Origin of the sequence: Sporosarcina sp. FA15, from assembly GCF_051550195.1 — a bacterium.
Classification (GTDB): Bacteria; Bacillota; Bacilli; order Bacillales_A; family Planococcaceae; genus Sporosarcina; species Sporosarcina psychrophila.
Genome location: NZ_CP188818.1, coordinates 3,133,535 through 3,158,811 on the forward strand (window position 1 = coordinate 3,133,535; position 25,277 = coordinate 3,158,811).

General features: G+C 42.2%; 19 protein-coding genes. 5 read left to right on the top strand and 14 right to left on the bottom strand.

Annotated elements, in window-relative coordinates; translation table 11 throughout:
* Positions 1-99: 99 nt before the first annotated feature.
* Positions 100-999, bottom strand: a complete 900-nt coding sequence (locus ACP8HG_RS14675; protein ID WP_438296972.1) for a DMT family transporter — start codon at positions 997-999, stop codon at positions 100-102.
* Positions 1,000-1,135: 136 nt separating this feature from the next.
* Here ACP8HG_RS14675 and ACP8HG_RS14680 point away from each other — a divergent pair, with 136 nt between their 5' ends.
* Positions 1,136-2,797, top strand: a complete 1,662-nt coding sequence (locus tag ACP8HG_RS14680) for an EAL domain-containing protein (protein ID WP_438296974.1) — start codon at positions 1,136-1,138, stop codon at positions 2,795-2,797.
* Between the two features lie 39 nt (positions 2,798-2,836).
* Here the strand turns inward: ACP8HG_RS14680 and ACP8HG_RS14685 are convergent, their stop codons facing one another.
* The 3 genes from ACP8HG_RS14685 to ACP8HG_RS14695 all read right to left on the bottom strand — a co-directional run bounded on the left by ACP8HG_RS14685 (position 2,837) and on the right by ACP8HG_RS14695 (position 6,495).
* On the bottom strand, positions 2,837-3,292 hold the full coding sequence (locus ACP8HG_RS14685; RefSeq protein WP_067213354.1) for a threonine/serine exporter family protein: 456 nt from the start codon (positions 3,290-3,292) through the stop codon (positions 2,837-2,839).
* A gap of 20 nt (positions 3,293-3,312) precedes the next feature.
* Positions 3,313-4,059 carry a threonine/serine exporter family protein gene (locus ACP8HG_RS14690; RefSeq protein ID WP_067213355.1) on the bottom strand — a complete coding sequence of 249 codons (747 nt, stop codon included), beginning with the start codon at positions 4,057-4,059 and terminating at the stop codon, positions 3,313-3,315.
* A gap of 285 nt (positions 4,060-4,344) precedes the next feature.
* Positions 4,345-6,495, bottom strand: a complete 2,151-nt coding sequence (locus ACP8HG_RS14695; RefSeq protein ID WP_438296977.1) for a beta-propeller domain-containing protein — start codon at positions 6,493-6,495, stop codon at positions 4,345-4,347.
* A 181-nt stretch (positions 6,496-6,676) separates the two neighbouring features.
* On the opposite strand from ACP8HG_RS14695, the gene ACP8HG_RS14700 reads away from it, so the two are divergent.
* A complete protein-coding gene (locus ACP8HG_RS14700) occupies positions 6,677-7,990 on the top strand; it encodes a short-chain fatty acid transporter (RefSeq protein WP_342539208.1) in 1,314 nt (437 codons plus the stop codon).
* A 308-nt stretch (positions 7,991-8,298) separates the two neighbouring features.
* Here the strand turns inward: ACP8HG_RS14700 and ACP8HG_RS14705 are convergent, their stop codons facing one another.
* Entirely contained in the window at positions 8,299-9,492 is a 1,194-nt protein-coding gene (locus ACP8HG_RS14705; RefSeq protein ID WP_438296979.1) for a GTP-binding protein, read from the bottom strand.
* A 243-nt stretch (positions 9,493-9,735) separates the two neighbouring features.
* Here ACP8HG_RS14705 and ACP8HG_RS14710 point away from each other — a divergent pair, with 243 nt between their 5' ends.
* On the top strand, positions 9,736-11,220 hold the full coding sequence (locus tag ACP8HG_RS14710; RefSeq protein WP_438296981.1) for a DASS family sodium-coupled anion symporter: 1,485 nt from the start codon (positions 9,736-9,738) through the stop codon (positions 11,218-11,220).
* Between the two features lie 44 nt (positions 11,221-11,264).
* Here the strand turns inward: ACP8HG_RS14710 and ACP8HG_RS14715 are convergent, their stop codons facing one another.
* Together ACP8HG_RS14715 and ACP8HG_RS14720 are read right to left on the bottom strand one after the other, a co-directional pair.
* Positions 11,265-12,566: a glycosyltransferase family 2 protein gene (locus tag ACP8HG_RS14715; RefSeq protein WP_438296983.1), complete on the bottom strand. Its 1,302-nt coding sequence runs from the start codon at positions 12,564-12,566 to the stop codon at positions 11,265-11,267.
* Entirely contained in the window at positions 12,563-13,345 is a 783-nt protein-coding gene (locus tag ACP8HG_RS14720) for a hypothetical protein (RefSeq protein ID WP_438296985.1), read from the bottom strand. The genes ACP8HG_RS14715 and ACP8HG_RS14720 overlap by 4 nt, the downstream gene beginning before the upstream one ends.
* A gap of 149 nt (positions 13,346-13,494) precedes the next feature.
* Here ACP8HG_RS14720 and ACP8HG_RS14725 point away from each other — a divergent pair, with 149 nt between their 5' ends.
* Entirely contained in the window at positions 13,495-14,376 is an 882-nt protein-coding gene (locus ACP8HG_RS14725) for an SDR family oxidoreductase (protein WP_067213364.1), read from the top strand.
* A gap of 295 nt (positions 14,377-14,671) precedes the next feature.
* Here ACP8HG_RS14725 and ACP8HG_RS14730 read toward each other — a convergent pair whose 3' ends face one another.
* From ACP8HG_RS14730 to ACP8HG_RS14755, 6 genes are all read right to left on the bottom strand, one after another.
* The gene (locus tag ACP8HG_RS14730) at positions 14,672-16,873 is read right to left on the bottom strand and encodes a YhgE/Pip family protein (RefSeq protein ID WP_438296987.1); all 2,202 of its coding nucleotides are present in this window, start codon (positions 16,871-16,873) and stop codon (positions 14,672-14,674) included.
* Between the two features lie 69 nt (positions 16,874-16,942).
* Positions 16,943-17,512: a TetR/AcrR family transcriptional regulator gene (locus ACP8HG_RS14735; RefSeq protein ID WP_067213367.1), complete on the bottom strand. Its 570-nt coding sequence runs from the start codon at positions 17,510-17,512 to the stop codon at positions 16,943-16,945.
* A 161-nt stretch (positions 17,513-17,673) separates the two neighbouring features.
* Positions 17,674-19,545 carry a ribosomal protection-like ABC-F family protein gene (abc-f, locus tag ACP8HG_RS14740; protein WP_438298663.1) on the bottom strand — a complete coding sequence of 624 codons (1,872 nt, stop codon included), beginning with the start codon at positions 19,543-19,545 and terminating at the stop codon, positions 17,674-17,676.
* A 171-nt stretch (positions 19,546-19,716) separates the two neighbouring features.
* A complete protein-coding gene (locus ACP8HG_RS14745) occupies positions 19,717-19,839 on the bottom strand; it encodes an RAxF-45 family protein (RefSeq protein ID WP_257722493.1) in 123 nt (40 codons plus the stop codon).
* Positions 19,840-20,061: 222 nt separating this feature from the next.
* Positions 20,062-21,666 (bottom strand): ABC transporter permease, encoded by a 1,605-nt coding sequence (locus ACP8HG_RS14750; protein WP_438296990.1) that lies wholly within the window; start codon positions 21,664-21,666, stop codon positions 20,062-20,064.
* Complete coding sequence (locus ACP8HG_RS14755; protein WP_067213371.1) at positions 21,666-22,586, bottom strand: ABC transporter ATP-binding protein; 921 nt, start codon at positions 22,584-22,586, stop codon at positions 21,666-21,668. The genes ACP8HG_RS14750 and ACP8HG_RS14755 overlap by 1 nt, the downstream gene beginning before the upstream one ends.
* Before the next feature lie 156 nt (positions 22,587-22,742).
* Here ACP8HG_RS14755 and ACP8HG_RS14760 point away from each other — a divergent pair, with 156 nt between their 5' ends.
* Positions 22,743-23,330, top strand: coding sequence for a TetR/AcrR family transcriptional regulator (locus tag ACP8HG_RS14760; RefSeq protein ID WP_067213374.1), 588 nt, complete (start codon positions 22,743-22,745; stop codon positions 23,328-23,330).
* 180 nt (positions 23,331-23,510) lie between these two features.
* Here the strand turns inward: ACP8HG_RS14760 and ACP8HG_RS14765 are convergent, their stop codons facing one another.
* Complete coding sequence (locus ACP8HG_RS14765) at positions 23,511-25,244, bottom strand: ABC transporter ATP-binding protein (RefSeq protein ID WP_438296993.1); 1,734 nt, start codon at positions 25,242-25,244, stop codon at positions 23,511-23,513.
* Positions 25,245-25,277: the final 33 nt, after the last annotated feature.

Sequence of the window (25,277 nt, forward strand, 5' to 3'; positions counted from 1 at the left end):
ATGCCTTTTCAGCAAGACTGAAGCAACTCGAAGTAACTTATACTTTTTACCTTTAACAAAAGGACCGGCCCCCCAACGGGAACCGGTCCTTCTACTATTCTATGTTTTTGCCCTACTACCCGCAACCGACAGCCAAGTCACCCCGATAAGCATAATTATCGCCCCTGTCAATTGCCACATGCCAAGTACCTGACCGAACCAGATAACGGAAATAACCATTGCTGTCAGCGGTTCAAAGCTCGACAATATGCTCACTTCCACTGGTGATATGTATTTCATGCTACTCATGAATAAAATAAAGGCAACGGTTCCTACGATAATGACGAGGAGGAGCATGCCCGCTATAGTCCAATCTGCTAAATAGTCCAAGTGGGTCACAACTGTCAATGGATTCAAAACGAAAAGCGTTATCCCCCCTATAATCATCCCCCAGCCAATGGATAGCAAAACCCCCCATTCCTGCATCAGCCGGACGGGATATAACGTGTAAAACGAGAAGGCAAAACCAAGCACAAGTCCCCAAAAAACAGCAACTTTACTCATTGCAAAACCAGCAAACGATCCGTCAGTCAATAGGAGGAGTAATCCTACTAATGTCACGAACATTCCAAGCACCTGCACGATCGGTGGCCAGGTCTTTTGTGACGCTGTTACAAATATGATAATAAAAATCGGTGCCAAGAACTGAAATAATGTCGCAATTACTGCATTACTCGTATTAATGGACGCGGCAAATGTGTATTGGACCCCGAGCATGCCAAATACTCCGAAAAGAAGAAGTTGGCGTGCCCATACTTTTTGTCTCCATGGAAGAGTGATGCGCTTCCCCTGCATCTTCAGCATAGCTAGTAAAAATGAGCCTGCGAGTAGGAGGCGAACTGTCAGCATGAAGGAAACTGACATCTCACTGTGTAGCAACATCCATTCCATCATAGGACCCGTTGCCCCCCAAAGTACCGCACCTGAAACAATTAGGGCAATGCCTTTTAATCTATCCATGTCTTTCCACCTCCTAATTTGACTATTAAACTGCTAATATGGCTAATTAATTAATGATTTATCACTTTCATGATGTACAGACACGAGAACTTCCCTATAATAGTAGTATCATCCATATCCGGAAGGGGACATTTATATGAAGCCAGATTATGGACAATTCGTGCCGGAACTGCCGGACATAATGAATAGTCTTGAACAATTTTATATGGTAACCCGAGCAAATAGTGAAGGTTCAATTATTTACGCAAACAAAAACTTTTTGGAAACAAGTAAATGGACACCAAGGCGGGTGCTCGGAATAACTTTGTGGCAAATGTTCCCGGAAACTGTTGAAGGTCAAAGTCAGGCACATGCCATCTGGAAAAGTATAACGGCCGGGAAAACATGGTTCGGTATGATTGAAAAAATAACACGTTTGGGTAAGCCATATTTCGTGAATATGATTGCTATTCCCAGCATGCCGTCACATGATAAACCGTTTTCCGTTACTTTTCTTGAATTGGATATCACTGAAGACGTACAGTTACGGGACCAGCTACAACAAATTGCATTCATTGACTACGAGACCGGGCTAATGAGTCGTTATAAACTTGAAACGACCGTGACAGAAATTATTGAAGAGGCAAAAAGTTTCTCATTTGTCTTCATAACCATTGATCGCTATTATACATTGAAAGACCTTCAATCATCCGAGTCAAAGATAGAACTTATTAAATCATTTTCAAATAGACTTAAGCGATACTTCCAAGATAATCCAATAGCCAGAGTCGGTGCAAATGAATTTATCGTTCTTACCGCCTTCGGTGATTGGTATGTGCGAGGCTTTCTACTATTCCTTGAACAGCAACCGATTTATATCAATAATATTGCCATTCCGTTATCCATTAGCGGTGGCGTCGTCCGCTATCCTGAAGACCAAAAAACCTATAACCATCTTATGAAAGCCGCATTGGCCGCTACAAAAGATGTTATCAATAATGGTGGCGGTAAGATTTCTTCACTTTCAGCAGCTTCACATAAAGTGCTAAATCGGCGGGCAATTATCGACCAAAAAATGTTATCTGCCCTAAATCACCAAAGTTTTAAAGTAGTCTACCAACCACAATTCGATCTTGCGTCTGGAGAAGTGACACTTTACGAAGCCCTCGTTCGGTGGGAGGATGAAGATCTTGGCACTATTACGCCTGACGAGCTTATCCCAATCGCGGAAGAGAACGGTCTCATTCACGATATTGGAGCTTTCGTACTTGAGGAAGCTGCGACCCTCGCCGCACGGTGGAATGAACAAGGCCGTCATGTAGATATTTCAGTAAACACTTCCGTTCGCGAGTTCAGTAATGCACAAATGAAAAACAAAGTGATAGACATCCTTAATAAGACGAAGTGCCCCCCAAGTTGCATTCAATTTGAAATAACTGAGAAATTCGCTTTTCAAGCTGAAGAGGAAAACTCAATCGTCCTTCAGATGAAAGAACTTCAAGACGCCGGGGTCGAGTTCGCACTAGATGATTTCGGTACTGGTTATGCATCATTCAGGTATATGCAGCATCTACCGATTACGAAAGTAAAAATTGATAAGGTATTTATTGACTCCTTGACGACACAGCCAAAAACGCAGAAACTCGTCGAAGGGATGATACGTTTCTGCAAATCGATGGGATTATACATCATTGCAGAAGGCGTTGAAACAAAGGAGCAGTACAAGCTTCTCGAAAAAATGGGCGCAGATGCCGTACAAGGTCATTATATCGGCATGCCGATACCCTCTAACGACATCCAATTTAAGGATATAAAATAATATAACGGAGTATCTCTCATAAGGAGAATACTCCGTTTTTCATATTTTTTTCACTCTTTTCCTTCCGATACCGGACCGGAAAATAAGCTGAATAATTACTTCCGCAAAAACTAGTCCCATGGCAATCGCACCCGATACCATAAATGCACCCGATGCAAATGAGATTGCCGTTAAATAATCTTTTTCAACGATATGCCGCATCGCATTATAAGCCATTCCCCCCGGCACGAGCGGAATGATTCCAGCGACACTGAATATGATCATTGGCGTACGAAAACGCTTAGCAAAAATATGGGCAACGAGTGCAACCATGAACGCGCCCAGGAATGAAGCCTGCATAGGATCTCCCGATATTCCATTAAACAGGCTATAAATAAGCCAACCCGTCATCCCTACAAAACCGCAATAAAACAACATTCTACGTGGGGCATTAAATATAATTCCAAACCCTGTTGCAGCAAGGAAACTAAGAATTGCTTGTACAATCCACGTCAAAACTCAAACCCCTTTTCCATTCAGAAAGATAAAACAAGTGCTACGCCAGCTCCGATTGCAAATGCTGTCAGAAATGCTTCCGCCCCTTTTGACAATCCCGACATAAAATGACCCGCCATCAGATCGCGCACTGCATTCGTAATGAGTAAGCCTGGAACGAGCGGCATGACCGATCCAACGATAATTTTATCGAGTTCCAATCCTAGTCCAGTTTGCACCGCTGCAAATCCGATAAGCCCTATAAATAATGAGCCAACGAATTCCGCAAAAAACTTCACCCTTGTCAACTCATGTATTTTTGTCACTATGACGTATCCAACACCTCCCGCAAAGATAGCGGCGGGGACATCTGTCCAAAGACCGCCGTACAAGATTAGAAAGGATCCACTAGCGACAGCTGCTGCGATAATTTGTAGCCAAAGCGGAAACATGACATTTGTTTTTTCGATTTCTTGGAGCTTAGTATACGCTTCTTCAAGTGTATATTCATTTGCAGATAGCTTACGTGAAACGTCATTAACGAGTGCAACTTTTTCAAGGTCCGTCGTCCGGTCCTTTATCCGAATCAGCTTCGTATGATGCGGACTACCTGGTGAAAAAATAATACCTGTCGGCGTAACGAAACTATGAGTGGCTGACAACTGCTGTGTTTCAGCCATTCGTGCCATTGTATCTTCTACACGGTACGTCTCAGCTCCAGCTTCCATCATAAGACGTCCCGCGAGCAGACAACAATCGATTGCTGTCTCTTTGTCCACTATTGACATATTCAGTCCTCCTAACCCAAGTGGTATAAAGTACGATTTTTCTATATATGAGTTGAATGAGTGATCTCACTCCATACCGCTTCGGCTACCCCTGTAAGGCGCCTACGCTAGTAAATATACCGTATTCAATACTTCAACATGTATTGAGAAATAAAACTCAAATTCTCTCCATTAAATAATCTTATCGAAGCTGAAGACAAATGACAATGAACAAAGTGATTTGATCAACTTTCTGCATAAGAAAAGGCCCAGCACTAGGCCGGACCTTTCAACTTTGAATCCTATTCAGTCAATTTGCAAGCTACCAATTAGAGCGAACGTATCGAGCGAGTAATTATTGATTTCCTTCATTGAAACTGTATACAAGATGTCTTTGCTGTACAGCATACGTTGGATTTCTTTCTCCCAATCCCCGTATTGCTCTCCGCGGCTTTTCACTTTCAGTAAATCCCCTTTTAGGACGATACCATGTTCCGGAGTAATTTCGTAAACAAGTGCGCCGGAACTTTGAAAGTCAATGTTATGGTCTTTCCCGATTTCATCGTAAATCGATACCGGGAAACCGTATAAATTTCGTCCTTCATGTTGGAACAATGCCTTGTGATCATATTGAATTTGCGAGTATGTTCCACGACCACCAATGATTTCAGTGTCCTTCTCTTTTGGGTTATTGAAATCAGTCACATCAAATAGGGAAACTTTCATACCCATCGTCAAAATAAGTGGCTCTCCCCCTTGTGGATTTTTCTCAGCAACCGTTTCATAACCAAAGCCAATGAGATGGTTTTCGTCAAGCGGATGCAAGTAATTGCTAAAGCCAGGAATCTTCAGCTCGCCAAGCACTTTTGGGGCAGTCGGATCGGCCACATCAATGACAAACAGTGGATCCGTTTCCCGGAACGTTACCATATAAGCCTTATCCCCCATGAATCGTGCAGAGTAGATGCGTTCGCCTTTCGCAAGACCCTCGACGGATCCTGTGGTATTAAGGTTTTCATCCAAAATGAAGAGATGGTTTTTAGATGGTTTTTTATCATCCCACATATTCCCTTCCGTCGTGACGGCACGGAAATAACCATTATGTTCATCCATTGAAAACTGGTTAAGTAAATGCCCTTTCAGTGTGGCTGAATTTTGGAATGTGACAGTTGTCTTGTTCAATGTAAACTTGAATAACTCACTGTTTGCAGTGCCAGGGTTCCAGATCATTTTATTCGATGTGGAGGCGTTCGTTTCGTAAATTGTCGCTGTGAGATATAAATTGTCTTCGGACATGTAAAGCTGCTCACTTCCACCGAGATAGCCTTTTGTCACAACTTTACCTTCTACTAGCGATGAAAGGTCGATGGCTGTAATGACGGAATACGTCGGTTCCATCGCACCCGGTAGAATCGCGATGTCCTTGTAGTCAATCAGTTCGGGATCATCGCCTACTATGGAATCATATACGCGGGGACGAAGCGTGTCTCCGTCGATTTCATTCATGATCCAGAAGTTCGGCTGTACATTCGTTACAAAATACAGCATATCTCCTGTTTTCCGTGCGCCGTTTAGATAGCCTTCCGCTCCGATTTCTCGAATAAGTTTAGGCGTTTTTGGATTCAACACATTATACATTCGAACCGTAGTCATTCCATTCATTGGCCTGCTGATCCTTGCCTCGTTCGTGTCCTCATCGTTGTTGTAAGGTTCATATTTCTCACCAAGGACAATGAGCGTATCGCCGTGGAGAAATAACTGGGACGGATAAAATTCTTCTTCCATTTTAATCTCCGAAGCTTTTCGAATTTTCTTCGGGTCACGGATATCAGTAATGGTGACTTTGTTGTTGCCCATTACAGTATATATATAGTTACCGTCTGTCTTTACGCTATCAGCTTCATCGACTCCTTCTACTTGATTGTTCGTTGTCGAATGATCTGAACTACTACTTTTAGCAGATTCTAATGTTGCAGTATTTGACGTTGCTGAATCTTCTCTTTCTTCTGTTACGGTAGGATTTGATTGTTGTATGGACTTCGCCCGTTCAAAATAGGCTTCCAACTCTTTTACTGATGCGATGGATTCTATCGTTTCGTGGATAGTAAATTTGATTTCATCGATTGGCAACGATTTTAAGACCTTGCCGTTAAACGCATTTTTCTGGACGTGAAGTGTATATGCCCCTGGTGCAAGGCCCTTTACATATAGGGTCTTACCAGCGTTTTCAAGCGTAACTTCGGCAGTTACATGCTTTCCATTTCGATCAGTTATATACAAATCATCTGATCCTATTGCCTCCTTTTTCAACGGCGTGGAGAAGCTTGCGTGCCATCCTTGATTGGAAAGCGCAATATTGGATGCCGTAACAGTCACTTTGTCGATGAAAAACGCGAAAGATATTGCAACTACTGTAATGAATGCCGTAATAAAAAGCCAACTAACCTTTTTTCTCAATTTGACCAACCCTTTCCTTTTGGTTTGTTATACCATTAGACTCTGATAGGGGCGATTTCGTTTCACTAAACTGAAAATTTTTATTAGTTGTCGTTTTTCGTTACATTATGCTAAAAACATATCGATTGAATAGCTGGCGTAGTATAAGCTTATGACGGACAAGAGAAAAGGGGGATGTTTTGTGAAAGTATTAACAAGGTGGTCGAACACACTAATGGAGCGGTATTTACCGGATCCATATATCTTCGTCGCAATTCTGACGTTGGTCGTGTTCTTGCTAGGTCTCGGATTAACTGATTCCGGGCCGCTCGATATGGTTACGCATTGGGGAGATGGTTTCTGGGGGCTTCTCGCATTTACGATGCAAATGGTTATTGTTCTTGTTGCTGGACATGTGTTAGCAAGCAGTCCAGTATTCAAGAAACTATTGAGTACACTGGCAGGTTTCGCGAAAACTCCAGGTTCTGCAATACTTCTAGTTTCAGTTGTATCACTGATTGCTTGTTGGATTAACTGGGGCTTCGGTCTCGTTATCGGTGCACTTTTTGCAAAAGAGATTGCACGCAAAGTCACAACGGTCGACTACCGGCTCTTAATTGCAAGCGCTTACTCAGGTTTTATCATTTGGCACGGTGGACTTGGTGGATCTATTCCACTTTCAATTGCAACAGCAGATCACCCATTTGCAGGAATTATGGGTGTTGTGCCGACGTCAGAAACAATCTTTTCAAGTTATAACATAATTATTGTTGTTGCACTTATTATCTCAGTTCCTATTTTGAACCGCTTTATGATGCCGAAACCAGAAGATACGGTTGTCGTCGACCCGAAGCTACTGGAAGAGCCTATTGAAATTAAAGAAGATACAGATCGTACACCTGCAAGCAAGCTCGAAAACAGTATTACACTTTCTATGCTTATTGGTGCGCTCGGCCTCGTCTATCTGATCCAGCATTTCGCCTTAAAAGGCTTTGATTTAAATTTGAATATTGTCAACCTGATATTCTTCACTCTTGGAATCATTTTTCACGGTACTCCGAGACGATTCCTTGCAGCAGTGGCGAATGCAGTCAAGACTGCGGGTGGTATCATTATTCAATTCCCATTCTATGCGGGGATCATGGGAATGATGGTTGCCTCTGGTCTTGCAGGCGTTATGTCCGAATGGTTCGTCAGCATTTCAAATGAGCACACATTCCCACTCTTCACATTTTACGCGGCGGGACTTGTAAACTTCTTCGTTCCATCGGGCGGAGGACAGTGGGCTGTACAAGCGCCAATCATGTTGGATGCAGCACAAACTCTCGGCGTCAGCTATTCGAAAACAGCAATGGCTATCGCATGGGGCGACGCATGGACAAATATGATCCAGCCGTTCTGGGCATTACCTGCTCTCGCAATCGCTGGACTTCGTGCAAAGGATATTATGGGCTATTGTTTATTTGTCCTGATATTGAGCGGTATCATTATTAGTATCGGATTATTTTTCTTCTAAGCTAATTGAAAAGAGCTATCCCGTAAGTCGATATTTTCCGACTTACAGGATAGCTCTTTCTTGTTTTGTAGTAAAAGCTAGTTGGTTAGCGTTAAAAACTTGCGGACCGATCATATAACCCCACTAACCGATCATAACCTTCGCTCGACCAATCATATAACCTCACGGACCGATCATAACCTTCGCTCGACCAATCAAATAATCTCACGAACCGATCATAACCTTCGCTCGACCGATCATATAACCTCACGGACCAATCATAACCTTCGCTCGACCGATCATATAACCCCATGATCGGATTATTCCCCTTATTCAGCCGCCACGAATTTCGGTAGCGGATCTGCAAATCCAGACCAATCCATCGCCATTTCCTCATCTGTCAACAAGCAATCATCTAGATCCTCTTCAATCTCTTCTCTGTCCATATCAAGTCCGATGAAAACCAGTTCCGTTTGACGATCACCATGCTTGTCATCCCAACATTCCAACAATTCCGGGTCGTCGGCGAAAACTAACTTTTGTTGTGCCTTCGGAAGTGCTGCAATCCACTGACCTGCCCCTTGGAATATAATTGAAGAACCAGCCTGCGATAGCAATCCTGCCATATCCGGGCGCGTTGCTAACCAGAAAAAACCTTTCGAACGAACAATTTCTTGTGGGAACCCTGTCAGCCATTCATGCCATCTCTCCGGATGGAATGGACGTCTTCTCCTGTACACAAAAGATGTAATGCCGTATTCATCGGTTTCCGGTACATGTTCCTCGTTTAATTCCTTTATCCACCCCGCCCCTTGACTCGACTTGTCGAAATCAAACAACTGACGGTTCAAAATCTTCACAGGATCCACACGACCGAATTCAATCGGTATGATCTCTGCGTCTGGGTTCACCTTCTTAAGAAAAGCAAAAAATGGCTCTTTATAATCTTCATTAATAAGATCCAATTTATTTACCAATAATATATTAGCGAATTCAAGTTGATCTACCAATAGATCTGCTATATCTCGATGATCGTTTTCATCATCGGTTTGCTTGCGATCGAGCAACGTTTCCCCGCTTTCATAGTCCTTCCAAAAACGGAACGCATCCACAACTGTCACCATACTGTCGAGTAGACATACTTTGGATAAATCGATTCCAACTTCCTCATCAATGTACGTAAACGTTTGTGCCACGGGAATTGGTTCGGAAATACCCGTCGATTCAATGATGATATAGTCAATATTACCTTCAGCCACAAGTTTTTCCACTTCTATCATTAAATCTTCACGTAATGTGCAGCATATACAGCCATTCGACAGTTCAATAAGTTTTTCTTCCGTACGTGAAAAACCGTTGTTTTGTATTAAAGCCGAATCAATATTGATTTCACTCATGTCATTGACGATAACTGCAATTCGTAGTCCTTCGCGATTTGCAAGAAGATGATTTAAAACGGTTGTTTTACCCGCTCCTAAATAACCACTCAACACCGTGACTGGAACTTTTTTTATTTCATTCATAATGGACTGTCCTCTTTCCCTAAATCGTAATTATTACGTTTTAAATATTACACAGAGAGATTCAATAATGCAAGTCGAAAATGAAAAAACCCTTACAAAAACTCATATATTTACGTTTTACAGCTTAAGTTCACAAGTTCCATCGAATTGCTTTAGATTATTAAGTCTATTAGTTTCAATGCCTGCGTTTGTTGGGTAACCTAAAAGTGTAGCTATATTTAAATAAGAAAGGGTCGAATACATTTGGAAAGCACAGAAAATATTACTAAGCCAAAACGAAATTTAAAACCGTATTGGATTGCCCTTGCATTCACCGTCATGATTGTCATCATGCTTCTTCCTAATTCTGGCGACTTGCCTGTAATGGGGCAACGTGCACTCGCTATTTTGGCATTTGCCGTCATTCTTTGGATGACGGAAGCAGTGGCATATCCGGTAAGTTCAGCAATGATTATCAGTCTACTTGCGGTTACGCTCGGCCTTGCGCCGGATATGGCAAATCCCGATGTCATGCTAGGCACAAAATCCGCTCTTCAAATGGCCCTTGGCGGATTCTCCAATTCGGCAGTTGCTCTTGTTGCTGCCGCTCTATTTTTAGCCGCAGCAATGCAAGCGACAAATCTTCACAAACGGTTGGCGCTCTATATCCTATCAAAAGTCGGGGTTAAAACAGGGGCTATCGTTTTCGGCGCCATAATTGTATCCATTGTACTTGCGTTCTTCGTACCAAGTGCAACAGCACGTGCGGGCGCAGTTGTTCCGATTCTACTCGGAATGGTTGCAGCGTTCGGACTACCTCATAATAGTCGGCTTGGTGCACTTCTGGTCATCACTGCTGTTCAATCCGTCTCAATCTGGAATATAGGAATCAAAACCGGAGCCGCACAAAATATGGTTGCGCTCGGTTTCATTGAAAAGGAAATGGGTGTATCCGTCTCTTGGGGAGCTTGGTTCTTGTATGCAGCTCCGTGGGCAATCCTTATGTCTATTGCTTTGTATTTCATAATGATTAAGCTGATTAAGCCGGAAACACAGGTTGTCGAAGGCGGGAAAGAATTGATCCAAGGTCAGCTAAAAGAACTTGGTCCGATGAAATCGTCAGAAAAAAGATTAATTGTTGTCGCACTAGCACTGCTGTTCTTCTGGTCAACAGAAGAAGTACTCCACCCGTTTGATACGACGACAGTGACTCTTGTCGCGATTGCGATTCTGCTCGCCCCAAGAATCGGCGTATTTGACTGGAAAACGGTTGAAAAACTTATTCCATGGGGCACGATCATCGTCTTCGCTGTGGGGATTGCACTTGGTACCGTCCTCTTAGATACAGGAGGCGCTCAGTGGCTGTCCAATAGAGTGTTCGGTGCAATGGGTCTTGAAAATATGCCGCTTCTTGCAACGATTGCCTTGCTGTCGTTATTCAACATTCTCATTCACCTCGGATTCGCCAGTGCGACGAGCTTATCATCGGCACTTATCCCGATTTTCATCGCGCTTACCACGACGATTTCCTTGGATGCGAACAGTGTCGGATTTGTCTTGATCCAACAATTCGTTATCAGTTTTGGGTTCCTTCTTCCAGTCAGCGCACCGCAAAACATGCTCGCTTACGGTACCGGTTCATTCACGGTAAAGGATTTCTTGAAATCAGGTATAGCGCTAACGGTTATCGGGTATTTACTCATCCTGCTGTTTAGTGCTACGTATTGGAAATGGATTGGACTTTTATAATATAAAACGAGTTACTTGGACATCGACTGCCCAAGTAACTCGTTTTATTTTGACTTAAATCTCTCTGTTTTGTCCCAGCCAATTGTTTGGCGGTTTTTCTTAGCCTTTATATAAAAGATTAAACTGCGCACGAACAAATAAGAAAATAGCTGTGCGTACGTAAAGTACATAATGACACTGACAAAAATATTAACTGGTGAAAAGGTTCTTTGACTCGCCTGTGCTGCAAATAACTGCGCTGTATACACAATATAGGCAAGATACCAGATGAATAAGAGCGGATAGGTGTATTCGATAAAAAAGACATCAAGGATTCCCAGCACAAACCATATATAGGAAAACACAAGAAAAAACCAAAAAATGACGTAAACAAGCAGCTGATGAATGGAATGGACGAGCAGCTTGCCTTTGAAATAACCTGGTTCTGTTAGTGTTTTTTCTACAATATACAAGTTCCCTTGCAGCCATCTTGTCCGTTGTTTCAAGTAGACGCCAAGCGTTTCAGGCTCTTGCTCCCATGTGATTGACTCTGGGACAATCGGCAAATAATACCCTTTTTGTGTAATACGCAGTGTCAATTCTGCATCTTCCGCAATAGCGTATGGATCGTATCCTCCAAGTTCTTCTATGACCGATCGCTTTACAAGCATGTTCGTGCCAGTAAGTGATCCCGTTTTGAACAATTGCCACCTTCCCGATTGCATAAGCAGTTGAAATACTTGAAACTCAATAGAAATCATTCTTGTAAGCCAAGTTGCTGATTCATTCATCGTTCGTACATATCCAACAGCTCCGCCTACCCGTTCCTGGGTCTCTGCAATTGCGACCAACTTTACAAGCGCGTGCCGTTCCGGTTGATTGTCCGCATCATACACACAATAATATTTGTTATCCGAAATACTTAGACCATAATTAAGTACCCTAGATTTCCCACGTGGCTCACCTGGAGGTACTTTTATATGGTGGACATTTTTAAAGGCATTTGCAAACGCATCCGCGATTTCGTCTGTATTATCAGATGAGTTGTCATTCAATATATAAATTTGCAGAATACCTGGATAATCGATTGCAACCATCGCTTCTATTGTGTCCTTAATAACAACTCCTTCATTGTGAGCTGGGATTAAAATATCTACACCCGGATAATAGTCCAATACCGGGATTTTTTTGTTTGTAAGTCGGCTATACAATCCAGCAATCGTTAAAATAGAATAATAAAGGAGCAATACTAAAAAAAGTGCTGTAGTAAAAAACAATAACAATCTAACATTGAATATCACCGCGACTACAAGCAGAGTAAGAAACAGAGAAAAACTCAGAATTAAAACCCAAAGTCGACCTTTCATGTGACCACCGCCGATTCACGCAAGGTCTTATCTCCGTCTATTTTTATTACGGTCCACCTAATCTTCTCGATGGTATCCTCTTCTAGACGTTCTATCATGAGTTTTTCGAGCCGTCCCCTTACAATACCAAGGCCTTCTTCTTCAGTATTCTGAACTAGAACTATCAGTGTTGTATTATCATATTGACCGACGATATCATAGTTTTTCCTAAACGCCGCATACATCACACTTGCTAGAGTATGCATGACTTTCTTCTGAACCGTCCGATTCATATCAATTAAATCTGCTTTTAAATAGAATCCTGTTTCCTGACGGCGGCTCATATTAGATAATATAAGTACCGCCTGTTTCTCAAATTCATGCTTCGTCAAAACGCCCTCTTCCAAAATATATTCTTCTAACTGAGCAATACGGCTTTTTAGTAACCTATTTTCCGTACCAATCTGATAGACATATTTCGATAAGCTATATAACGAAAATAAATGAATCAAGAAAATGAAATGCAGACCGATTGCCAACGCCTGTTCACCCGGTTGCCAGCCTTCTTTAAATGCTAGGAAGAGAATATAGAATACTGTCACAAGCATTAATGTGATATAAAAGAAAAATGCAGCTCTGTCCGACACACTGAAGAATAATAATGCTAGAACACCGAATGCCAAATAGTAATAAAGCGGTACCGCATTGTATGTAATGATCAATATGGCTAGTATCGACAAGAGCCAACTGATTGAGGCAACCGGCAGTTTAATTCGGTCCCAAACTGTTTGATTCCTCAATGAAATCACCTTCTTTCTTATTTTCCTATTCCCTCTTTCAATGGTAAAAAAACCGGTGAAACACTTCTTTTATAGTTAAACAATGTGTTTATAGAAATCGATTCAGGGAATAATCCCTCTATACGACAATCAGCAGAGGAGGAATTATTATGCCAAAAGATAAATACGAAAAAATTGATAATCAGGTTTCAGGACAGACTCAGGACCAGCAACCTGGTGTAGAGGAGGAAATGAATCCGGCGCCGATTTATGACGATGAGAATTATAAAGGTTCAGGCAAATTGACAGGAAAAAGCGCTTTAATCACAGGCGGCGATAGCGGTATCGGTCGGGCAGTAGCCGTCGCCTTTGCAAAAGAAGGTGCGAATGTAGCGATTGCATATTTGAGTGAACAGGAGGATATTGACGCAGATAAAACGGTGAAGCTCATTGAAGGCTATGGTGGAAAAGCACTGAAAATCCGAATTGATATTAGTGAGGAAGAGCATTGCGAGCAATTGGTGGATGAGGTTGTTAATGAATTCGGTGGTTTGAATATTCTTGTCAACAATGCCGGTAAACAGTTTCCACAAAAAGATATCTCGTTGATTTCAGCCGATCAGCTTCGGGAAACGTTCGACACGAATTTCTTCGGTTTATTTTATATGACGAAGGCGGCTTTGAATCATATGACTGACGGCGATACCATCATCAATACCTCATCTATTACGGCGTATAATGGGTCAAAAGAATTGCTCGATTATTCCGCAACAAAAGGTGCGATTACTTCCTTTACACGTTCTATTGCACTAAACTTGGCCGAAAAAGGAATACGTGTCAACGCCGTTGCGCCTGGTCCAATTTGGACACCGCTCATTCCGGCCACGTTTGACGCAAAGAAAGTCAAAGAACATGGAGCAAACACACCGGTTAAACGTCGGGGCCAACCTGCTGAAAATGCGCCGGCTTATGTGTTTCTCGCTTCAAGTGATTCCAGTTATATGACTGGCCAGACAATACATGTTGATGGTGGCGATTTTGTAGGATCTTGAACGGATTGTATAACCATTCGTAGAAATTCCTATAAGGTATATTACTGCACGTTGTTTAGTTTCTGCAAAGCGTCGTCTAGTTGATGCGATACGTTGCTTAGTTCTTCGGTTACGTTGCGAACTCCGAATTATGTTGTTTAGTTTTAGGCAAACGTTGTCTAGTCGACGCAATGCGTTGTTTACTTTTGGCAGAATGGTGTCTTGTTCAGCCAAAACGTTACGAACTTTTAGCAACTAACAAAAAGCCCCTCTATCACGGAATTCCTTCCGCCTAGAGGGGCTACTTTAACTTAATTTACGCTTCTACTGTTTCTTTTGAATACCTCTTTTTGTAAAGAAGTGCAAAGTATCCGAATGTAATCGCAAGGAACGCGACCATGAATCCGATGAGAATACCGTTATTCATCCAAAGGAATGACATATTGCCTGTTGAGATGGCGGCTTTGAATGCTTGTACGGAATACGTCATCGGCAATAATGTGTTGAAAATTTGCAGTGGTGCCGGTATTAATTCGAGCGGGAATGTCCCTGCGCTTGTCGTCAATTGCAAGATCAGGACAAGGATTGCTACAAAACGTCCCGCGTCTGAAAGAATGGACACGCACATCTGTACAAGCGCAATGAATGTGTAGCTCGTGATGATCGCAGTCAAGACGAATAACGGTGTATTCACTGTTTCCATGCCGAGTGCAAATTTCACAACTCCTGCTGCGATAAGTGCCTGCAATAGACCGACGATCGCCAGCACAGAAACTTTACTTGTGAACCATCCGAATGCCCCTGTCGGTTTAATAGCCGGTTCGACTAGCGGGAAGACGATGGAAAGAAGAAGCGCACCAACAAATAATCCAAGTGACAAGAAGTATGGTGCAAAACCGGTACCATAGTTCGGTACTTGGTTAATGCCATCTTTCTCAACATCTACAGGTGCCCCGACCATTCCATATGTTTTGTCTGTCGGATTCACTTCACTAGCAGTTCCATTTGCTTCCGCAAGTTTTTCTTGCAGCGTCAATGTTCCTTCATCAAGTTCAACTATACCATCAGCAATTGTCGCTGATCCTTTAGCAAGTTCTTGCGATTTAGATGCAAGTGTTTCTGTTCCTGTTTGTAGTGTACCCGTTCCTTCTGTTAATGAAGTGAGGCCTGTTGCAAGATCGGATGACCCTTTCTGTGCAGCCGTGACGCCTTCAGAAAATTGTTTCAATCCAGCTGCAAGTGTATCGTTGCCTGACGCAAGAGCGTTCGCCCCTTCAATTAGTTGTGGGGAAGATCCGTTCAACTTCTCTAACCCAGCAAGTCCTTGACTATGTGCGCCGGAAAGTTGACCTGCAGCGCCATTTAAATCTGTGGTACCTGCCGCCATTGAAGCTGTACCAGCAGATAATTCTTTCATTCCGCCAGAAAGTTCAGCGCTTCCTTGTTTCAATTGGCCGAGTGTTTCTTTGATTGCAGTTTGTTGTTCCTCTGAAAGTTCAGCAAGAACAGGAGCGAGCTGTGTAGACAACCCCTCAATTCCAGCAGTTAAATTTCCGGCCGCACCAGAAAGCTGACCTGCCGCACCATTCAATTGCCCTGATTTCTCTTTCAATGTCCCAACAGCTGCGTTAAATTCTTGTTCCTTCTGACCCATTTGACCGTAACTTGCGGTCAATTGGCCGACACCTTCTGTATAGCCAGCGATGCCATCCTTAAGTCCTCCAGCTCCTGCTGACGCCTTTTGTGCACCTGCAAGAAGATCTTTTGACCCTTGCGATAAAGTACCGAGTCCTTTATTCAACTCATTGGCACCTTTAGCTGCATCGTTCGCTCCTTGTGCAAGTTTCTGTGAACCATCCGCAAGTGTAATCGTGCTACTTGCCAACGTTTCAAGATACCCTTTCAATTCATCTGCACCTGATGATAGTTTTGCGGCACCATCATGTAATTCACCGGCGCCGTCCGCCGCTTCACCGAATCCATCGCCCATTTCAGTAATGGAATCAAAGAGCTTTTCCGCGTACGTTGAAGCGACTTGTTCATTCACTTCTGCACGGATCCGATCCATTGCCGTTTCTCCGATCTGAGCAGATAGGAAGTTGAACCCTTCATTTGGCTTATAGACAATTGTCAGTTTTTCCGGTTCATCATCCAAAAGTGTTGTTGCATGTTCGGAGAAGTTTTCCGGTATTTCAATTACGACGTAATAATCTTCATTTTCGAGCCCATTTTCTGCAGCTGATTTTGATACTTTCTTAAAATCAAACTGCTTACTGTCAATTAATTTATCGGTCAGTTCCTTCCCAAGGGCCAACTGTTTGCCGTCCATTTCCGCTCCATTATCAAGGTCGACGATTGCAACAGGCAAATCACTCATATTGGCATATGGATTCCAAAACGCCCATAAAAACATGCCTGCATAAAGGACAGGGATAAACAATATAGCTATCAGTGGAACGATTATTTTTTTTGAACGTAAGAGCAGTTTCCACTCTGCCCATGTCATTGAATTTTTCATCTATTTACTTCCTCCTGTACTGGTTGACCACTTTCCTCAAGTAGTCATTTCAGAATAAAAAATAAAGTCTCAAACTAAGAGACTTTTAAAAATGGTCCCATTTAATAACGCAGCGATACGCTCTTCCGATAGCTCTTCATCGTGGGTTTTATCCCAGTCTGAGACAAGTGCGAGGTATGCTTTAAATAACATATATGCGACAAGTTCTGTATCGCAAGGCTTTACTTCACCTTTGGCAATTCCCTTTTCGATCTTCTCTTTTACATAAAAAACGATTTCTTTTTCAATTGCCTGTAGCACTTCACCTACGGCAGGTGTACGCAGTTCTTTTTCTTCATCTATTAACTTCACATACAATTGATGCGTTCCACGGAATTTGAGCATTTGCATCAGTCTAGCATGGGCATTTTGTTCAAAAGGTGCACCTTCAACAGAAACAGCATCTGCTTCCGCACGCATTTCGTTAATCATCTTCAATACAATGGCATTGAACAGTTCTTCTTTATTGGAGAAGAACGTATAGATTGTTCCTTTGCCGACATTCGCAATTTTCGCAACTTGGTCCATCGTTGTTGCTTTATAGCCGAACAGCGAAAATGATTTCGCGGCTCCCTCGAGAATTTCTTGCCTGCGGTCCATTTTTCCACCTCACTTTGAATGGATTATTTTATTGACCATAAAACCGTTTCGGTCATCTAGTCATTATATTACTCCGCCTGAAAGAATTATGCAAGTTTTTTCTTAAGAACGAAAAAGTCTGGGAAAGGATTACTCCCTCCCAGACTGTATACACTCCGTACCTATTCTACTTCTCTCATCCATATTTCATAATAAGACTCTAGCTCTTGTTTAATCACGGTAACTTCCGCCATGATTGATTCATATTTCATCCAATCAGATTCGTCTTCCGCTTTCTTTTCCAATGAATCGATTTTTTGTTCAAGTCTCGCTATTTCTTGTTCCACGTTTATAGTTACTTCTTTTTCCTTTTTATCTATCTTCGGCTTTTTCACTGCAATGGGTTCAGGCACTCCGACTACCATGCGACTTTGAATCTCTTGCCACTTTTCACGTGCCCAATTATAGGGTCCTTCAAATGTCGTCATGAGTCCATCTTCCAACCATGCTGTGCGAGAGAATAATTTATTCAAGAAATAACGATCATGTGAAACGGCAACGATTGTACCCGTAAAGTCTTCCAGTGCCTCTTCAAGCACTTCACGTGACTCAATATCCAAATGGTTTGTTGGCTCGTCAAGCACAAGGAAATTGACGTCCTGATACATCAGCTGTGCCAATCGAAGCCGCATGCGCTCTCCACCGCTTAGGTCGCCAACTCGCATGAATACATCTGGACCGTAAAACATAAACTTCGCTAATATATGTCGGGCTTCCCCTTCGGCAATAGTTACTTCACCCCGAAAGACATCTATCAAACGCGCCTTCGGATCCGAAATTTCAAAGTGCTGCGACAAGAATCCGATTTTCACATTACTTCCCACTTTACTCATTCCAGTGTCAATCGGAAGCTCGCCTAAAAGAATTCTCAGTACGGTCGATTTCCCGCATCCATTCCGCCCTACAATCGCTGTTCGATCCTTCCAATACACATGGAAGTCCGCACCCTTCAATAGCTCCTGTTGACCAAATGATTTCGTGATTCCTTCCATTACAACGACTTCCTTACCACTCCGTGGCGCAGCTTCAAACGACAAAGTCATTTTCTTCGGGTCGATAAGTGGCTTTCTTACTTTTTCCATTCGTTCTAGCGCCCTTTCCATATTGCGCGCTTGTCGGTGCAATCCAGGGTTTGGAGGATTGGCTTCATTTGCCCATTGGTGGAGCCGTTTAATGGCCTCTTTCATTTTTTTAATCTTCTTTTGTTGCTCTTCGTAATTTTGGAATTCCCTCATGAGACGCGCTTCTTTTTCTAGAATAAAGGCAGAATAATTCCCGTAATAAAGATGAATCTCTCCTTCTTCAAGATCAGCAACCTTCGTCACGACACAATCCAAGAAGTAACGGTCATGTGAAATAATAACTACTGTTCCTGAGTAATCCGTTAAATATGCTTCCAACCATTCAACTGCAAATAAGTCCAAATGATTCGTCGGTTCATCCAATAATAACAAATCAGGTTTCGTCAATAATAGCTTCCCAAGCATAATCTTCGTCTGTTCGCCACCGCTCAATTGCCCAAAAGAACGTCCTACAAATGGTTTCAACTGCAATCCATTGATGACTTTCTCAATTTCCGAGTCTACGGCATAGCCCTCACGATTGGCGAATTCCTCCTGTAAATCTCCGTATACCCGAAGCAACTTATCCATGTCCGTGTTTCCGGCATTGGCTAGCTCTGCTTCTAACTCCGACATTTTTGCCTGCATTTCTTTTAGTTCTACAAATGCACTGTTGAGCACATCATAACCGGTCGTTTCTTTTTCATATAAAGGGATTTGCGCTAAATAGCCTATCTTTGTACCCTTTTTAAAATGAATTGCCCCACTGTCAGGTTGCTCCGCTCCCGAAATCAACTTAAATAACGTTGTTTTCCCACTACCGTTCCGTCCGACAACACCTAATTTATCACCTGTTTTAATGTCCAAAGAAAGATTCTCAAAAATCATATTCCCACCGAGCATTTTGCTTATTTGTTGAACTGTACATATCATCATTTTCCGCTTCCCCTCGTCCTGTTTTCACAACTGGAAGCATCTCACGAAAAGAGCTAGCGCCTTGGTAGACCCAAAAAGCACTGGAGTCTAGACAACAAAAAAGACCGCGTGTAAGCGATCTTCCCCTTAAAAATTTTCGCAAGGAATGCATGCTAAACAGCTGTGTGATTACTGAAATTGTCTAGAAAAGGACAGACTCGTCCCGTCGACTGCAATTTCATGAGTAATCGCACATGAAGTGGCTAAATATTCCAATAGACTTCCACGTGCATACACAGTGTCTAACATCATTCCTCACCCCCGCTCATTAATAGTAAGAATAGTTTAACACGGATAGGTTTTTATGGCAAGAATTGTATAGATGACTTCTACACAACATTTAGGACAAGTGAATGTACACGAGGTTACTTAAAATCATGTTTTGTTAATAATATTTCACATATTATTAACAAGAGTACATCACTTAGATATTCTTGAGGTGTACTTTTGGTTTTATCAGAGTACGAATATAGCTCAGCCTTCAATATCCCGTTTCGAATACCCGATAAAGCCGACAATCACTAACACACCCGCAAAAACTGTCAGTATGAAGAACATCATAAAATTCATACCTTCAACAGGAAGTTGAGGAATATGACCATATGGAGATAGATTACCCATCCATTCCGGAAATTTAAGCAACCCACCTAAGTAAACAACAATGAATGAATAGAGCAAGTATACCCAAGTTAAACTCGTCACTCTCGGTGCAATCCCAATGAGAAGTACCGCAAACCCAATCATAATCCATATCGCAGGGAGATAAACCATTGCCGCCCCGTAAATCATTCCAAAAGAGATACCCCCGTCTATAACGACTACACCAGCTGACCAAAGACCGATTGCTGTAAGAGACAACATTACAAAGCTGACGGCAATGGCAACGCTAAACGTGCTGCCCATCAGCCGCGAACGGGATACCGCCCGACTTAGTAAATGCTCCGTACGCTCCTTCCTCTCTTCCCCTATCAACTTGAGCATGGCCATTAGAGCCGGAATTGTGCAGATCATCGCCATAATGGACATAAGCATTGGGATGAATTGTTCTGTTAATGAAAGCCCTTCAACAGGTGCTATAAGATCCTTCATTATGTCGATATCTTCAAAGAAGGAATCCAAGTCCCCTAAAACCGAGCCATAAGAGGCGCCTAGCACGTACATTCCAATTGCCCATGCTATTAACGATGTACGCTGAAGCCTTAACGTCAACCCAAGCGGGCTTTGTAAAAAGGCTGATGCATGTTTTTTCCCAGGTTTGGAGGATAAAAATCCCGATCCTAGATCACGGATAGCATTCAGATAGAGTGCGACAATGACCAAGATAAGTGCGGCACCAATCGTCAGTAAAATTGGCCACCAGTAATTATTCACATATACTTGCGCACCCAATACCCAACCAAACGGCGAAAACCAAGAAAATCCCTCATTGCCTACATCCCCTATTGCACGGATGAAATAAGCAATACCCAACGCTGTAAAGGATAATCCGGTCGTGCCTCGAGAACTTTCCGAAATCTGTGCAAACACTGCAGTTAGCGCTGTGAAAAAAATACCTGTTGCCGCTAAAGCCGCTCCATATAAGAGCGAACCTTCCATACCCATACCTTCTATATTCAGAACGGACAAACCAATACCGATAATGAGCGCCATGATGACATTCACTCCGCATATAACAAGAATGGTTGCATGTAAATTTGATAATCGCCCAGTAGGAAGCGAACGGATCATTTCAATACGTCCGTCCTCTTCATCCGCTCTTGTATGACGTACAACAAGTAAGATACTCATAATTGCAACTGCCACAGCTGTGAAGAGCAACATTTGGTGAGCCATCATAGCACCTGACGTGTAATTTTCTAAGCCATATCCTTTACCGACCATTGCAGTCATGGCAGGGTTCTTCATCGTTTCAGCAATTGCCTGTCTGTCTTGCTCCGTCGCGTAAAGATCTGTAAATGAGAGCGCGATAGAAAATGTAAGAATCGCTAAAGATAGCAACCAAATCGGAAGTCGGATACGATCTCTTCTTATGATTAAACGAGATAAAGTTCCAGTTTTTTTGTACAAATGCTTCGCCATTAAGACGCACCTCCCACTCCCGTTTCTTCAGTTCCCTCAGAGTTTCCTTCATAGTACCCCATAAATAAATCCTCTAAAGTTGGTGGTGCACTTTCCAATTTCACAATACCGAATTGACTAATATGTTTCATAACAGTGTCCAATGCTTCAGTTTCTACTTGGAATGACAGTGCTTGATTTTTCTCTTTAATATCATAGACACCTGTTATTTCTTGTAACAACGTAATCGGTTGTTTTGTCTCTACCAAAAGATTTGTACGTGTTAAATGTCGTAATTCACGTAAAGTTCCTGTTTCGATAATCTTCCCTTGCCTAATAATACCGACCCTGTCACACAACTTTTCTACTTCAGATAAAATATGACTGGAAAGTAGGACACTCTTCCCTGCTCTTTTCACATCCATCACACACTGTTGGAAAACTTGTTCCATTAACGGATCAAGGCCTGACGTCGGTTCATCCAATATATAAAGATCTGCTTCTGACGAGAAGGCAGCAATCAACGCCACCTTTTGCCGGTTTCCTTTTGAATACGTTCTACATTTTTTAGTTGGATCTAAATCGAATTTGCGAATGAGTTCCTCACGCCGACTTTCATGATTTGCCCCTCGCAATTTCACGAATAAATCAATTACCTCACCACCGGTTAAATTTGGCCACAGATTCACATCTCCAGGCACATAAGCAATACGCTTATGTATTTCAACTGCGTCTTCCCACGCATCTTTACCAAAAATCTCAACAGTTCCCTCTGTTGCCTTTAAAATTCCGAGTAATACGCGGATAGTGGTAGACTTTCCAGCACCATTCGGACCGATGAAACCAAAAACTTCTCCTTTGTTCAATTCAAGGTCTATTCCATCTAAAGCTGTAAAACCACCGAACTTTTTCGTTAAATTGGTCGTTTTTAATACAGTCATTGTTAATCCCCCATTCATAAAAAACGTATTAGTTTTGAAATATTATAGTCTTTATAGTTCATAATATAAGAAAACAAACTCCTTAGCAATAGTTTATGCACTATTTATATTGTTTTATTACATATCTTCCGCTAAACTAGCAATGAGGTGAAAGAGGTGGATGGATTTCAACGACGTAGAGAACAAAAAGAAAATGCGATTCTACAAGCCGCATTGACATTATTTATGGATGCTGGTGTCCAAAAAGTTTCGATTGCTGAAATCGCTGCGAAAGCGAATGTATCTCAGGTTACGATTTATAAATACTTTGAAAGTAAAGAAAATTTAACCCAGCTCGTTCTCAAATTCTATGTAGACCAAATATGGGAAGAACAAAAAAAGCAATTAAATAGTGATCTTCCTTTTTTGGATAAAATAAAGCAAATTACTTTCAGCAAAAGTGACTATGCAAATCAATTTAACAGCCAATTTTTCCAATACTTTATGAATGATTATTCAACCGGAAAAAGTTATGTTGAAGAAATATATACAAGAGAAGCAATTCCTCGCATGATTGCTTTGTTTGACGAGGGAAAAGAGCAAGGGTTTATTGATCAAAACATGTCGAATGAAGCAATTTTAGTTTATATGCAAATGTTTAAAGACTATTTACAGCAAAAAGATGTCTCCTTAACTGTACTCCCGATGACTGAAGATCTTATAACGCTTTTCTTTTATGGGATAGTCGGAAAAAAAGAGGAGTAAACCTCGTTAACATACAAAAAGGTGTTGCCCTATGAGTCGCTAAATTTCCGACTTGTGGGCAACACCTTTTTTAAAAGATAAGTATACGTTTTCAACTAGGTGCAGTGTCTAGTTCCAGACGACCTCTGTTTTTCATGTACAATATAAAGCAAATCGAACAGCTCTTCCCTATTTTCTCTCTTACGCCAATTGTTGTTCAGCAAATTCACGATACAACGCATGTGATTGTATCAATTCTTTATGAGTTCCACTGCCCGTCACTTGCCCATTTTCGATGAAAATGATTTTATCTGCATCGACAATAGTTGATAACCTGTGGGCAATGACGAATGTTGTACGCCCTTCCATCAATCGCGTCAGTGCATCTTGAACGACGCCTTCCGATTGGCTATCCAGGCTCGCAGTTGCTTCGTCCATCATCAAGATCTTTGGATCCCGTAAAAAAGCACGAGCGATGGCGATACGTTGCCTTTGCCCTCCAGAAAGTTTCACACCTCGTTCGCCGACTTCTGTATCCAATCCTTTCGAAAATGTTTTAACAAATTCGTCGGCATACGCCATTTCAGCGACTTCCCAAAGCCTTTGATCCGAAATGTTTGCCCCATTTTCTAAACCGTAACATAAGTTTTCACGAATTGTCCCTGCCATCATGGCACTCTCTTGTGAAACGTAACCGATTTGACTACGCCATGACGCCATCGACAACTCTTTTATCGGCACTCCGCCAATTTGAATATCACCGGATGTCGGTTCGTAAAAACGCTCAAGTAATCCGAACATTGTCGTTTTCCCTCCACCACTCGGTCCGGCGAATGCAATCATTTCACCAGGCTGGGCCTCAAAGGACACATTTCCAATCACTGGCTCGTCGTCTTCATAGGCAAACGATACGTCCACAACTTGAATTGGTTTGTTCGCAATATCCATCACCAAGCCATCTTGCCCTTCTTCCAATGGCAATTCCAAAATGTCGATAATACGCTCTGTTGCGCCTTTCGCTTTCTGCAATTGCGTGAAGAACATCGCAAATGATGTAATCGGAAAAATAATTTGGAACAGATACAATAGGAATGCAACAAGTGCTCCTGTCGACATTGTACCGTTCGCAACACGCATACCGCCATATCCGATAATCATGACAATGACCACCATAACAACTAGATACATAAAGGGAGCAATCAGAGCAGTGATTCGAGCTTCTTTCAAGCCAAAACCGAGTAATTTCCCGATTCCAGCTTTTCCACTCGCCTCTTCGTTCTGTTCAGCATTAGAAGCCTTCATCAAGCGAATTTCGCCGAGCGTCTGTTGAATATTACCTGTAAATACAGCTGTTTCATCCTGTAATCCTCGAGAAATCTTCGCCATTTTTGTGCCTAATGGAATCATGATTCCCACTGTAATTGGAACCGAAATCAACATGATAAGTGTCATTTTCCAATCCATAATAAGCAGGATCGTCACCGCACCTATAATCGAAATGATACCCGTAATGAATTGCGGGAAATGTTGCGTAATCAATTCTTTCACGATTCCCGTATCATTGACGACACGGCTCACCGTTTCACCGCTAGATTCCTTGTCAAAATGACTGACAGGCAAACGAAGCAGTTTTGTCCACATTCTTTCACGTAATCTCGCAACTACTTTTTGTCCTACATAACTTAGCAAATAAATGGATACCCCATCAATTACTGCTTGAACAATAAACGCTACCCCGATAGCAATCATTATCGGGACGCTTAACGAGGCAACTGAAAAGCCATCCACTAAGTTTTTCGTTAGTAAAGGAACAACCAAACCTGCAAGTGTTGTCAACACACCTGCCGTCAAGCCGACAGCCAAAGCTAGCTTCGGGATTCCTGTTGATAAAATCAGAGAGAAAAACGGCTTCAAGCCGACTTTTTTCTTGTCCATAGTTTTTAACTCCATTCCGTTGAATCTTTTAAT